11 protein-coding genes are annotated in these 12,813 nt (G+C 58.0%); 8 read left to right on the top strand and 3 right to left on the bottom strand.

Translation table 11 applies throughout. The annotated features are described in order from the left end of the window. The first annotated feature begins 179 nt into the window (after nt 1–179). The 5 genes from greB (at nt 180) to feoC (ending at nt 6,357) form a co-directional block, all read left to right on the top strand. Nucleotides 180–653, top strand: coding sequence for a transcription elongation factor GreB (gene greB, locus NWP14_RS17270; protein WP_095105296.1), 474 nt, complete (start codon nt 180–182; stop codon nt 651–653). Between the two features lie 151 nt (nt 654–804). Continuing rightward, nucleotides 805–3,132 (top strand): Tex family protein, encoded by a 2,328-nt coding sequence (locus NWP14_RS17265; RefSeq protein ID WP_095105297.1) that lies wholly within the window; start codon nt 805–807, stop codon nt 3,130–3,132. A gap of 403 nt (nt 3,133–3,535) precedes the next feature. Next, on the top strand, nt 3,536–3,763 hold the full coding sequence (gene feoA, locus NWP14_RS17260) for a ferrous iron transporter A (RefSeq protein ID WP_095105298.1): 228 nt from the start codon (nt 3,536–3,538) through the stop codon (nt 3,761–3,763). A 29-nt stretch (nt 3,764–3,792) separates the two neighbouring features. Continuing rightward, a complete protein-coding gene (feoB, locus tag NWP14_RS17255) occupies nt 3,793–6,111 on the top strand; it encodes a Fe(2+) transporter permease subunit FeoB (RefSeq protein WP_375215728.1) in 2,319 nt (772 codons plus the stop codon). A gap of 9 nt (nt 6,112–6,120) precedes the next feature. Then, nucleotides 6,121–6,357 (top strand): [Fe-S]-dependent transcriptional repressor FeoC, encoded by a 237-nt coding sequence (gene feoC, locus NWP14_RS17250; RefSeq protein ID WP_095105301.1) that lies wholly within the window; start codon nt 6,121–6,123, stop codon nt 6,355–6,357. A 61-nt stretch (nt 6,358–6,418) separates the two neighbouring features. On the opposite strand, the gene NWP14_RS17245 is transcribed toward feoC, so the two are convergent. Further along, entirely contained in the window at nt 6,419–6,688 is a 270-nt protein-coding gene (locus NWP14_RS17245) for a YdgH/BhsA/McbA-like domain containing protein (protein ID WP_375215727.1), read from the bottom strand. A gap of 110 nt (nt 6,689–6,798) precedes the next feature. After that, the gene (gene bioH / locus NWP14_RS17240) at nt 6,799–7,581 is read right to left on the bottom strand and encodes a pimeloyl-ACP methyl ester esterase BioH (RefSeq protein WP_375215726.1); all 783 of its coding nucleotides are present in this window, start codon (nt 7,579–7,581) and stop codon (nt 6,799–6,801) included. A 39-nt stretch (nt 7,582–7,620) separates the two neighbouring features. On the opposite strand from bioH, the gene gntX reads away from it, so the two are divergent. The 3 genes from gntX (at nt 7,621) to gntT (ending at nt 10,597) form a co-directional block, all read left to right on the top strand. Beyond that, on the top strand, nt 7,621–8,295 hold the full coding sequence (gntX, locus tag NWP14_RS17235; RefSeq protein ID WP_095105306.1) for a DNA utilization protein GntX: 675 nt from the start codon (nt 7,621–7,623) through the stop codon (nt 8,293–8,295). 58 nt (nt 8,296–8,353) lie between these two features. Further along, nucleotides 8,354–8,929, top strand: coding sequence for a Fe-S biogenesis protein NfuA (nfuA, locus tag NWP14_RS17230; protein ID WP_045854024.1), 576 nt, complete (start codon nt 8,354–8,356; stop codon nt 8,927–8,929). Between the two features lie 351 nt (nt 8,930–9,280). After that, the gene (gntT, locus tag NWP14_RS17225; RefSeq protein WP_331835157.1) at nt 9,281–10,597 is read left to right on the top strand and encodes a gluconate transporter; all 1,317 of its coding nucleotides are present in this window, start codon (nt 9,281–9,283) and stop codon (nt 10,595–10,597) included. Nucleotides 10,598–10,713: 116 nt separating this feature from the next. Here the strand turns inward: gntT and malQ are convergent, their stop codons facing one another. Then, complete coding sequence (malQ, locus tag NWP14_RS17220; protein ID WP_375215725.1) at nt 10,714–12,804, bottom strand: 4-alpha-glucanotransferase; 2,091 nt, start codon at nt 12,802–12,804, stop codon at nt 10,714–10,716. Between the last annotated feature and the right edge of the window lie 9 nt (nt 12,805–12,813).

The raw sequence follows: 12,813 nt of genomic DNA, 5'->3' as shown, positions 1-12,813 counted from the left end.
AGCTAAATCTGGTATATATTCCAGGCTAAATTGTTACAAAGCATATTTAACAGCAGCTTAAGTATACATTTAATCATACGACACATTATTTATCCTGTCGGTATTATTACGCGCTACGAACCGTGCGCAGCAGCACAGAACCCTGCGCAATACCCGACAATCAGAAGGTAGAACGATTAATGAAAACGCCGCTGATTACCCGTGAAGGGTATGAAAAACTTAAAAAAGAGATGGACTATCTATGGCGCGAAGAGCGCCCTGAAGTCACTAAAAAAGTTACCTGGGCGGCAAGTCTTGGCGACCGCAGTGAAAACGCCGACTATCAGTATAATAAAAAACGCCTGCGCGAAATTGACCGCCGGGTGCGTTATCTGAGCAAATGTCTTGAGAATCTGAAGATCGTTGATTACTCCCCGCAGCAGGAGGGCAAAGTGTTCTTCGGCGCGTGGGTCGAGATTGAAAACGATAGCGGCGACAGCAAGCGCTTTCGCATCGTCGGTTACGACGAAATCTTCGGCCGCAAAGACTATATCTCCATCGACTCGCCCATGGCCCGCGCCCTGCTGAAAAAAGAGGTCGGCGACCTGGCTACCGTCCAGACGCCCGCCGGCGAAGCCAGCTGGTACGTTAACGAAATTGAATACGTCAAATAGACCCCCGTCTCCTCGGGCTATTTTATTTGCCACTTTGCTCCCGGGTTTATGCCCGGAAGATTCCGAGAGACCTCCGCCGCGACTGGCATTTTGCGGTGTCAGTCCGTATAACTATCCCCTGATTTTTTGATCCAGTAGATGAAACCAAGCCATGATGAATGATTCGCTCTGCCGCATTATTGCGGGTGAACTTCAGGCCAGGTCTGAACAGGTAGAAGCTGCCGTTCGCCTGCTTGATGAAGGGAACACCGTGCCGTTTATTGCACGTTATCGTAAAGAAGTCACCGGCGGTCTGGATGACACGCAGCTGCGTAATCTGGAAACCCGCCTCGGCTATCTTCGCGAGCTGGAAGACCGCCGTCAGTCGATCCTCAAATCGATCGGGGAGCAGGGTAAATTGACCGATGCGCTGGAAAAAGCCATCACCACCACCCTGAGCAAAACCGAGCTCGAAGACCTTTACCTGCCGTATAAACCCAAGCGCCGCACCCGCGGGCAGATCGCTATCGAAGCCGGGCTGGAGCCGCTGGCGGACCTGCTGTGGAACGACCCGTCCCACGATCCGGAAGCCGAAGCCGCCAAATTTATCAATGCCGATAGCGGCGTGGCGGATACCAAGGCCGCCCTCGACGGCGCGCGCTATATCCTGATGGAGCGCTTTGCTGAAGATGCCGGGCTGCTGGCAAAAGTGCGCGACTATCTGTGGAAGAACGCGCATCTGGTCGCTACCGTGGTCAGCGGGAAAGAAGAGGAAGGCGCGAAGTTCCGCGACTACTTCGATCATCATGAACCGATTTCAACCGTGCCTTCACACCGCGCGCTGGCGATGTTCCGCGGCCGCAACGAAGGCATCCTGCAGCTGGCCCTGAACGCCGATCCGCAGTTCGACGAGCCGCCGAAAGAGAGCCACTGCGAGCAGATCATTATCAGCCATCTCGGCCTGCGCCTGAACAACGCTCCGGCAGATAGCTGGCGTAAAGGGGTGGTGAGCTGGACATGGCGCATCAAGGTCCTGATGCATCTCGAAACCGAGCTGATGGGCACCGTACGCGAACGCGCGGAAGATGAAGCCATCAACGTCTTTGCGCGCAACCTGCACGACCTGCTGATGGCGGCGCCCGCGGGGCTGCGCGCGACGATGGGTCTCGATCCGGGCCTGCGTACCGGCGTGAAGGTGGCGGTCGTTGACGGCACCGGCAAGCTGGTCGCCACCGACACCATCTATCCGCATACCGGCCAGGCGGCTAAAGCCGCGGTGGCGGTCGCCGGGCTCTGTCAAAAGCACAACGTTGAGCTGGTCGCTATCGGTAACGGCACCGCATCGCGCGAAACCGAACGCTTCTTCCTCGACGTGCAGCAGCAGTTCCCGAAGGTCACCGCGCAGAAGGTGATCGTCAGCGAAGCGGGGGCGTCGGTTTATTCGGCCTCCGAGCTGGCGGCGCTGGAGTTCCCGGACCTTGACGTTTCCCTGCGCGGCGCCGTATCTATCGCGCGCCGCCTGCAGGATCCGCTGGCCGAGCTGGTGAAGATCGATCCGAAGTCTATCGGCGTGGGCCAGTATCAGCACGATGTCAGCCAGTCCCAGCTGGCGCGCAGGCTGGATGCGGTGGTTGAGGACTGCGTAAACGCCGTCGGCGTTGACCTGAATACCGCCTCCGTGCCGTTGCTCACCCGCGTCGCCGGGCTGACCCGCATGATGGCGCAAAACATCGTCGCCTGGCGCGATGAAAACGGTCAGTTCCAGAACCGCCAGCAGCTGCTGAAGGTGAGCCGCCTCGGTCCCAAAGCCTTTGAGCAGTGCGCGGGGTTCCTGCGCATCAACCACGGCGATAACCCGCTGGATGCCTCCACCGTGCACCCGGAAGCCTATCCGATCGTAGAGCGGATTCTGGCCGCTACTCAGCAGGCGCTCAAAGAACTGATGGGTAACAGCAGCGAGCTGCGCAACCTCAAGGCCAGCGAGTTCACCGATGAGAAATTTGGCGTTCCGACGGTGACCGACATCATCAAAGAGCTGGAAAAACCGGGCCGCGATCCGCGTCCGGAATTCAAAACCGCGAAGTTCGCTGATGGCGTAGAAACCATGAACGATCTGCTGCCGGGCATGGTGCTGGAAGGGGCGGTCACCAACGTCACCAACTTTGGCGCGTTTGTCGATATCGGCGTGCACCAGGATGGCCTGGTGCACATATCATCGCTATCGAATAAGTTCGTTGAAGACCCGCATACCGTGGTCAAAGCGGGTGATATCGTCCAGGTTAAGGTGATGGAAGTTGACCTGCAGCGTAAGCGTATTGCCCTGACGATGCGCCTGGATGAACAGCCTGGCGAGAGCAACGCGCGCCGCGGCGGCAGCGAGCGCCCGCAGGGCAATCGTCCGCCGGCAAAAGCGGCAAAACCGCGCGGCCGTGAAACGCAGTCGAACGGCAATAGCGCAATGATGGATGCGCTGGCGGCGGCAATGGGTAAAAAACGCTAGCCTCTCTTTGCCCCCCGTTCCGGGGGGCAAACTCCTGCTAATCACTCAGCAATATTGCGCAAACGCTTCACAATAAATTCCAGTAACCTGTTAATAAACGCGAAGGGAATTCTATTTATTAAGGTTTCATTTCATTAACCAATGAAACCTTAATTAAACATTAATTTCAGAATGTAATATTTAATTTATTTATTGCTATCGCACAGACCTTGAGTCATATCAATAAAACAGTAAATTTCCGCACAAAGTCTATTATTACGCCAGTTATGTATTGATGATAAAAACTATTCTCATTATCATTATTTGCAGTATGAATTTATCTTCATTGGCTATGCTCCCCGGTGCCGCATGACCGCTGCGCACGGTAAACTCTCGTTCAGTTAGCGATATATAAGTAGGCCCTATGCAATTCACTCCTGATAGCGCGTGGAAAATCACCGGTTTCTCTCGCGAAATAAGCCCGGCTTATCGGCAGAAACTGTTATCTCTTGGCATGTTGCCTGGCTCTTCTTTTAACGTGGTACGCGTGGCGCCGCTTGGCGATCCTGTTCATATCGAAACCCGGCGCGTGAGCCTGGTATTACGTAAAAAAGATCTCGATTTAATAGAACTGGAAGCGGTTGCACAATAACGTCCGGCCCGGCAATAAGAGTCTGAAATATGAAAAAATTAACCATTGGTTTAATTGGTAATCCTAACTCCGGCAAGACCACGTTATTTAATCAGCTCACCGGCGCGCGCCAGCGCGTGGGGAATTGGGCTGGCGTGACCGTCGAGCGTAAAGAGGGAGCCTTTACCACGACGGATAATCAGGTCACGCTGGTTGACCTGCCCGGCACCTATTCGCTGACCACCATCTCCTCGCAAACCTCGCTGGATGAGCAGATTGCCTGCCACTATATTCTCAGCGGCGACGCCGATCTGCTGATTAACGTCGTGGATGCGTCAAACCTTGAGCGCAACCTCTACCTGACGCTCCAGCTGCTGGAGCTGGGGATCCCCTGCGTCGTCGCCCTGAACATGCTGGATATTGCCGAGAAGCAGAAAATTCGCATCGACGTCGACGCCCTCTCCGCCCGCCTTGGCTGCCCGGTTATCCCGCTGGTGTCGACCCGCGGCCGCGGTATCGAAGCCTTGAAGATGGCTATCGATCGTCACCAGAAAAATAAAGAGATTGAGCTGGTGTACTATCCGCAGCCGCTGCTGCGCGAGGCGGAAAAACTGGCGCAGGCCATGTCCCGCGACATTTCGCAGCGTCAGCGCTGCTGGCTCGGCCTGCAGATGCTGGAAGGCGATATCTACAGCCGTGCCTACGCGGGCGACGCCGCCGATAAGCTCGACGCCGCCGTTGCGAACCTGAGCAAAGAGATTGACGATCCGGCGCTGCATATTGCCGATGCCCGCTACCAGAGCATTGCCGCCATCTGCGACGCCGTCAGCAACACGCTGACCGCCGAGCCGAGCCGCTTCACCACCGCGATGGATAAAATCATCCTCAACCGGGTGCTTGGGCTGCCCATTTTTCTGTTCGTTATGTATCTGATGTTTTTACTGGCCATCAACATCGGCGGCGCGCTGCAGCCGATATTCGACGCCGGATCGGTGGCTATCTTTATCCACGGCATTCAGTGGCTGGGCTATACCCTGCATCTCCCGGATTGGCTGACCGTGTTCCTCGCCCAGGGGATCGGCGGCGGTATCAACACCGTGCTGCCGCTGGTGCCGCAAATCGGCATGATGTACCTGTTCCTCTCCTTCCTCGAAGACTCCGGCTATATGGCACGCGCGGCGTTCGTAATGGATCGCCTGATGCAGGCGCTGGGCCTGCCGGGGAAATCCTTCGTGCCGCTGATTGTCGGCTTCGGCTGCAACGTGCCGTCGGTGATGGGCGCGCGTACGCTGGATGCGCCGCGCGAGCGCCTGATGACGATCATGATGGCGCCGTTTATGTCCTGCGGCGCGCGGCTGGCTATCTTCGCCGTCTTCGCCGCGGCCTTCTTTGGTCAAAACGGCGCGCTGGCGGTCTTCTCGCTGTACCTGCTGGGCATCGTGATGGCGATCCTCACCGGCCTGATGCTCAAACACACCATTATGCGCGGCGAAGCCTCGCCGTTCGTGATGGAGCTGCCGGTATATCACGTACCGCATATCAAAAGCCTGGTCATTCAGACCTGGCAGCGCCTGAAAGGCTTCGTGCTGCGGGCGGGTAAAGTCATTGTGATCGTCAGCATCTTCCTCAGCGCGCTGAACAGCTTCTCGCTCAGCGGCAGGCTGGTGGATAACATTAACGACTCGGCGCTGGCGTCGGTCAGCCGGGTCATCACCCCGCTGTTTAAGCCGATTGGCATTCATGAAGACAACTGGCAGGCGACGGTCGGGCTGTTCACCGGCGCAATGGCCAAAGAAGTGGTGGTCGGCACGCTAAATACGCTCTATACCGCGGAAGACATTCAAAACGAAGCGTTTAATCCGCAGACCTTTAGCCTCGGCGACGAGCTGCTGGCGGCAGCGGATGAAACCTGGCAGAGCCTGAAAGATACCTTCAGCCTGAGCGTGCTGGCGAACCCGATTGAAGCCAGCAAGGGCGATGGCGAAATGGCCACCGGCGCTATGGGCGTGATGAGCAGCAAATTTGGCAGTGCCGCCGCGGCGTACAGCTATCTGATTTTCGTCCTGCTCTATATTCCGTGTATCTCGGTGATGGGCGCCGTCGCCCGCGAATCGAGCCGCGGCTGGATGTCGTTCTCCATCCTGTGGGGGCTGAACATCGCCTGGTCGCTCTCCACGCTCTACTATCAGACCGTGAGCTTTAGCCAGCACCCGCGCTACAGCCTGGTGTGCATCCTCGCCGTCGTGCTGTTCAACGTCGTGCTCTTTGGCCTGCTCCGTCGCGCGCGCAGTCGGGTCGACATCTCGCTGCTGGCCACGCGCAAAACGCCGTCGTCGTGCTGCCAGAGCCCGGCCGGTGATTGCCACTAAGGAGTGATGATGGCGTCGTTGATTGAAGTACGCGATATGCTGGCTCTGCAGGGGCGTATGGCGGCCGCACAGCTCAGCGCCCACCTGCATGCGCCGCAGCCGCTGATTGACGCGATGCTGAGTCGCCTGGAAGCTATGGGCAAGGTTCAGCGGATCGCCCAGGACCCTGAAGAATGCCTGGCCGGCAGCTGCAAAAGCTGCCCGGAAGGAAAGGCCTGCTTACAGGAGTGGTGGTCGCTGCGTTGACGGGTTGTGAAGAGTAAAGCCGCCTTCGGGGAGAAGCGGGTCCAGGGACCCGCTTAGTGGATTATTTGTAGACGTCTGCGTTAGCGTGAACCGTTCTTTCGTTTTTGTTACCCGCAATGACTACGAAATATTTACCACCAAGCTCATCCGCCTTATTCGACAGATCGCGCTTCGCATCCATCGGCGAGGTCGTTTTAGAGGTGGTGATGCTTCCGACTTTGGTCAGCTTCAGCGTAGCGACCTCATCTTTCTGAATTTCTTTCGCTGCGAACGCGCCAAACGACAGACTGCCAATCACCAGAGATGTCAAAATACCCGTAATAAGTTTCATAGCCTCTACTCTCCATTAGGTTGTTTTTTTAGGCCGCCGAGATGAAATGAAATAATCATCTGCCGCAACAACCTAAGTATTGCTATGCCCCGGATTTTTACCACGTGCGGTTAAAAATAATTCCTCAACCGGTTTTTCAACGCCAGCAGCGGTTGGCAGAAGTCGTGTGGATGCGAGATAAACGGCGCATGTGCCGCCTTTTCGAAGACGATGGATTCACTCTTTTCCCACATCGTATCGAGAAGAGGGACGATTTTGCGCGGCACCAGGCCGTCCAGGCGACCGTACAGCCGCAGGAAAGGCATCGGCAGCGCGGCCAGCGGCTGGCGCAAATCGGCGGTTTTCAGAATTTCCAGCCCGCCGTTCAGCGCCGCTATCGACGGCATCGGTAGCGACAGGACGGTGCTTTTCAGCGCTCGGGCATCCTGGCGCGCGCTTTCGGTTCCCATCGTTTGCAGAGCCAGAAAACGCTCAACGGTACGCTGAAAGTCGTCGCTGAGCTGCTGCTGAAAACCGCTCAGCACTTCCGGTTTAATGCCCGGCCAATCGCCATGAGCGCTGAAGCTCGGGGACGAAGCGACGGTAACCAGCGCCAGTACGCGCTGCGGATGCTGTAAGGCTATCTGGCTTGCTACCAGGCCGCCCAGGCTCCAGCCCAGCCAGATGGCCTGCTCGGGGGCTTTTGCCAGCACCTGCTGCGCCATCTCCTCCAGCGACAGCGCGCCGAAGCCGCTGCTGCGACCATAGCCCGGCAGGTCAACCACATGCAGCGTGAAGTGCGAAGCCAGCTGCGGCGTAATGCAATCCCACACCCCGGCATTCAGTCCCCATCCGTGCAGCAGCACAAGATGACACTTCCCTTCGCCCACGGTTTGCCACCAGATGTCGTTCATCAGCTATTGTTCTCTTTTCACCAGATATGAGGGGGAAATATGCTAACAGCACACGGCTTATGCTGGCTATGCCAAATGCCGCTGGCCATAGCCAGCTGGGGATTCTGCTCCCGCTGCGCCGCATCGCTGGCGTCCCGGCTGCCGCGGTGTCCGCGCTGCGGTCTACCTGCCGGCGTCAGCGCCGTTCCCTGCGGGCGCTGTATACAGGACCCTCCGCCGTGGCAGCGGCTGGTGGCCGTCAGCGACTACCTTCCGCCGCTCAGCGGCCTGATCCATCAGCTGAAATTTACCCGGCGCCCCGAGCTGGCCCCGGCGCTGGCTCGCCTGCTGCTGCTGCGTATCCGCCAAAGCGAAGGCTTACCTCGTGCGGATCGGATTGTCGGCGTCCCGCTGTGGCAGCGGCGGCAATGGCGGCGGGGTTTTAACCAGAGCGACCTGCTGTGCCGTCCGCTGGCCCGCTGGACGCGCGCTATCTGGCGCAGCGACGCGCTGCGGCGCAACCGCCCTACTGCAACCCAGCACCAGCTCACCGCGAGGTTGCGCAAGCAGAACCTGAAAAATGCGTTTCAGCTTGAATTATCGGTTCAGGGTCACCATATCGCCATTGTGGATGATGTCGTCACAACCGGAAGCACCGTCGCCGAGATATCCCGCCTGCTTTTGCGAAACGGCGCCGCGACGGTTCAGGTATGGTGTATATGCCGTACCTTGTAGACCCCTGCTGATGGGCGTATTATAACCCAGTAAAATAGTCAACTATTAGGCCAACGCTATGATCCGTATTTCCGATGCTGCACAAGCGCACTTTGCCAAACTGCTGGTAAATCAGGAAGAAGGGACACAAATTCGCGTATTTGTGATTAATCCCGGCACCCCAAACGCTGAGTGCGGCGTATCCTACTGCCCACCGGATGCGGTGGAAGACACCGACACGACGCTGAAGTTTGAGCAGCTGACCGCGTACGTCGACGAACTCAGCGCGCCGTATCTGGAAGATGCTGAAATCGACTTCGTGACCGATCAGCTTGGCTCCCAGCTGACGCTGAAAGCGCCAAACGCCAAGATGCGTAAAGTGTCCGACGACGCGCCGCTGATGGAACGCGTTGAGTATATGCTGCAGTCGCAGATCAACCCGCAGCTGGCCGGCCACGGTGGTCGCGTTACGCTGATGGAAATCACCGAAGACAACCTGGCGATTCTGCAATTCGGCGGCGGCTGTAACGGCTGCTCGATGGTCGATGTGACCCTGAAGGAAGGGATCGAGAAGCAGCTGCTGAACGAATTCCCGGACCTGAAAGGCGTGCGCGATCTGACCGAGCATCAGCGCGGCGAGCACTCCTACTACTAAGCAGCCCGCCATACCGCACTCCCCAGCCCGGCCGTACTTTTGCTGCCGGGCCGCCCCCTCCTGACGTTACTCCGCCCGCTTTATCGCTAGTCGCACATGCAAAAAACCCGCGAAAGAGTATGACTTAAGTCTCATATTTAAAATATTCACCGCCAGGGTGATTCTCAACCTTCACATGTTACCCGTATCATCTCTCTCAGGCTCCGCTGCTATAAAAATAGCCAGCTATCCTTTCTGATAAGAAGTGATAGTCGATTTTATGGCACCACACAGTTTGTATCCCCGCCAGGAGCAAACGGAACAAGATTGATTTTTTACGTTACCCATAACAAATGAAAGGCCAGGTAAATTATGCCATTAGTCATCGTTGCTATCGGGGTTGCCCTGTTATTACTGCTGATGATCCGCTTCAAAATGAACGGCTTCATCGCTTTGGTTCTGGTGGCGCTCGCCGTCGGGCTTATGCAGGGCATGCCTCTGGATAAAGTCATCGTATCCATCAAAAACGGCGTCGGGGGCACCCTCGGCAGCCTCGCGCTGATCATGGGCTTCGGCGCTATGCTCGGCAAGCTGCTGGCGGACTGCGGCGGCGCGCAGCGAATTGCCACCACGCTCATCGCTAAATTTGGCAAAAAGCACATTCAGTGGGCGGTGGTCCTGACCGGTTTCACCGTCGGTTTCGCGCTGTTCTATGAAGTGGGCTTCGTACTCATGCTGCCGCTGGTGTTCACCATCGCCGCATCAGCCCGCATCCCGCTGCTGTACGTTGGCGTACCGATGGCGGCCGCGCTCTCCGTTACCCACGGCTTCCTGCCGCCGCACCCGGGCCCGACGGCGATCGCCACGATCTTCCACGCCGATATGGGTAAAACCCTGCTGTACGGTACGCTGCTGGCAATCCCGACCGTGATCCTCGCCGGCCCGGTCTTCGCCCGCTTCCTGAAAAATATCGATAAGCCAATTCCGGAAGGCCTGCACAACCCGAAGACCTTCACTGACGAAGAGATGCCGGGCTTTGGCGTCAGCGTCTGGACCTCTCTGGTGCCGGTCGTGCTGATGGCGATGCGTGCCGTTGCCGAAATGGTGCTGCCGAAAGGCCACGCGTTCCTCTCCTGGGCCGAGTTCTTTGGTGACCCGGTTATGGCAACGCTGATCGCCGTCCTGATTGCTCTGTTTACCTTTGGCCTTAACCGTGGCCGCTCGATGGAACAGATCAACGAAACGCTGACCTCGTCGATTAAAATCATCGCCATGATGCTGCTGATTATCGGCGGCGGCGGCGCCTTTAAGCAGGTTCTGGTTGATAGCGGCATGGATAAGTACATCGCCTCGATGATGCATGGTTCCAGCATGTCTCCGCTGTTTATGGCGTGGTCAATTGCGGCGGTTCTGCGTATTGCGCTGGGTTCAGCGACCGTCGCCGCCATCACCGCTGGCGGTATTGCCGCTCCGCTGATCGCCACCACCGGCGTCAGCCCGGAACTAATGGTTATCGCCGTCGGCTCCGGCAGCGTGATTTTCTCCCACGTCAACGACCCGGGATTCTGGCTGTTTAAGGAATACTTCAACCTGACCATCGGCGAGACCATTAGATCGTGGTCGATGCTGGAAACGATTATCTCGGTCTGCGGCCTGATCGGCTGTCTGCTGCTGGGAATGGTCGTGTAAGGATCAATTAAGCATAAAAAAAGGCCGGGTATGCGTGATGCTACCCGGCCTTTTTATCGTTTGTTTTCGCCGCTTCCCCGGCGACGAATCTCCGCCGCCGGGGAAGCACGATCTCATTACGGTTTCTTCTTTGCCGCCGCCCTGCGACGCTTGTCTAAATCCTTGATCAGCTTGTTGACCTGCGCATCGGCAAACATCTGCTCAAGCGAAGTCGAAAGCTTACGCCGCCAGTTCGGATATTCGGTGCTGGTGCCCGGAATGTTAACCGGCGTGGCCATCTCCAGCCAGTCCTCCGGCTGCAGGCCCAGCAGCGCGCTATTGCTGTCGGCGATGTAGCGCTGCATTCCGCGGTTCAGAGTCGAGGTCATCGTCATCAGCGACGCTTTATGTCCGGCGCGCTTAGGCAGGCAGCCGTACCGATGCAGCGCATTCAGCAGCCCCTGCTTCGCCAGCTCCCTGTCCTGATATAACCCACGCAGCACCACTTCATCCGGATAGAGTCCCAGAGATTTGCCGAGCGTCAGGTCGCCGCTTTCCCAGTAGCCGCGCAGCGTTGGCAGGTCATGCGTTGTTGCCACAGCCATTGATTGCTCCGGATACGTCTGCGGCGCACGGAACGTCTTTTCATTGTCATTTTCAAAGTACAGCACTTTGTAGGAGTAGACGCCGCTCTTACGCAGCTTGCTGACAATTTCCACCGGCACGGTGCCAAGATCTTCACCGATCACCATGCAGCTATGACGCTTACTCTCCAGCGCCAGAATAGACAGCAGATCGTCTACCGGATACTGGACGTAGGCTCCGTGATCGGCGGTTTCGCCGTACGGGATCCACCACAGGCGAAGAACCGACATAACGTGGTCGATACGCAGCGCGCCGCAGTTTTGCATATTGGCGCGCAGCAGCTCGATAAACGGCTCGTAGGCGCGGGCGACGATGATGTGCGGATCCATCGGCGGCAGGCCCCAGTTTTGCCCGAGCGGGCCCAGAATATCCGGCGGAGCTCCTACCGAGGCTTTCAGGCAGTAAAGCTCGCGATCGCACCAGGTCTCAGACCCGCCTTCCGCTACGCCAACCGCCAGATCGCGATAGAGGCCAATCGGCATCGCATCGCGCTGGCTGGTGTGCCAGCAGGTGGCAAACTGCGAACAGGCCAGCCACTGCAGCCAGAGGTAAAAATCCACCTCATCGGCGTGTTCAGAACAGAAAGCCTTCACTTCCGGGCTGGAGATATCCTGATACGCCTTTGGCCATGCCGGCCAGCCCCAGCGCAGCGGATCCTGCTGGACCTGCCGCGCGTGCAGCGCATCGAACGCCGCCTGCCAGTAGAGGCTTTCCCCTTCGCGCTGAACGAACTGACGGAACTCCGTCATCGCCTCATCGCTGCGGGCAGAGAAGCCCTTCCAGGCCATGCGCAGCGCGGTCATTTTCAACGCCGTGACGGCGGTGTAGTCAACATCATCCGTCTGCCGTGCCGCCCGTAAAGCCTGCTGGGTCGCCGGCAGCTGCCACCACGCCTGCGCCTCTTTGCTCAGGCGGAAATCTTCGACCGCGTTAACGTCGATATAGATAACGTTCAGCCAGCGGCGCGAGGAGGGGCTGTACGGGCTGGCGCTTTCCGGGTTCGCCGGATAGAGCGCATGAATCGGGTTGAGGCCAATAAACGCCCCGCCTCGCTGAGCGATTTGCGGCAGCATCGCGCGCAGGTCGCCGAAGTCGCCAATCCCCCAGTTTTTTTCCGAACGCAGCGTATACAGCTGCACGCAGGCGCCCCACAGCTTCTGCCCCTCTTTCAGGGCCTGCGGCTCGTAGCAGCGCACGGGGGCGACAATCGCCCGACAGTGCCAGCGGTCGCCGTCCCGGGTGAGCGTCAGGGTATGATAGCCTTCCGGCAGCTTCGTCGGCAGCGACAGCGTGTCGCCACCTTTTACCTGCCCCTGATACTGCTTCCCTTCTTCGGTGGTAAGGATCCACTGAAACTCACCGTGCCCGGCCACCGGCAGCGACATTTTTTTGCCGTGGGTGAAAACCTGTACATTCGGCAGCGGGTTAACCGCCACCTGCGCGGCGGTTGTCGTACGATGCATCGCATCAAGCAGACGCTGCTTGGTCACCGCGGCAATCGACTGCGGCTTGCCGTGCGCGTTGATGTAGCTCGGGCTGATCCCCGCCGCTAACGCGGCGTTATCAAGGCGTTTCGTCTCCATAGGCCTGTC

The sequence above is a fragment of the Klebsiella sp. C349492 genome (genome assembly GCF_042055345.1).
GTDB classification, from domain to species: domain Bacteria; phylum Pseudomonadota; class Gammaproteobacteria; order Enterobacterales; family Enterobacteriaceae; genus Klebsiella; species Klebsiella scottii.
The sequence above is the reverse complement of the archived record's forward strand: the minus strand, read 5'-3'. Positions and strand labels throughout refer to the sequence as shown.

Excerpts from the sequence above, each read along its gene's own strand:
- gntT (WP_331835157.1), top strand. The coding sequence starts at position 9,281 with ATGCCATTAGTCATCGTTGCTATCGGGGTTGCCCTGTTATTACTGCTG.
- NWP14_RS17265 (WP_095105297.1), top strand. The coding sequence starts at position 805 with ATGATGAATGATTCGCTCTGCCGCATTATTGCGGGTGAACTTCAGGCC.
- bioH (WP_375215726.1), bottom strand. The coding sequence starts at position 7,581 with ATGAACGACATCTGGTGGCAAACCGTGGGCGAAGGGAAGTGTCATCTT.
- feoA (WP_095105298.1), top strand. The coding sequence starts at position 3,536 with ATGCAATTCACTCCTGATAGCGCGTGGAAAATCACCGGTTTCTCTCGC.
- nfuA (WP_045854024.1), top strand. The coding sequence starts at position 8,354 with ATGATCCGTATTTCCGATGCTGCACAAGCGCACTTTGCCAAACTGCTG.
- NWP14_RS17245 (WP_375215727.1), bottom strand. The coding sequence starts at position 6,688 with ATGAAACTTATTACGGGTATTTTGACATCTCTGGTGATTGGCAGTCTG.
- feoB (WP_375215728.1), top strand. The coding sequence starts at position 3,793 with ATGAAAAAATTAACCATTGGTTTAATTGGTAATCCTAACTCCGGCAAG.
- gntX (WP_095105306.1), top strand. The coding sequence starts at position 7,621 with ATGCTAACAGCACACGGCTTATGCTGGCTATGCCAAATGCCGCTGGCC.
- feoC (WP_095105301.1), top strand. The coding sequence starts at position 6,121 with ATGGCGTCGTTGATTGAAGTACGCGATATGCTGGCTCTGCAGGGGCGT.
- malQ (WP_375215725.1), bottom strand. The coding sequence starts at position 12,804 with ATGGAGACGAAACGCCTTGATAACGCCGCGTTAGCGGCGGGGATCAGC.
- greB (WP_095105296.1), top strand. The coding sequence starts at position 180 with ATGAAAACGCCGCTGATTACCCGTGAAGGGTATGAAAAACTTAAAAAA.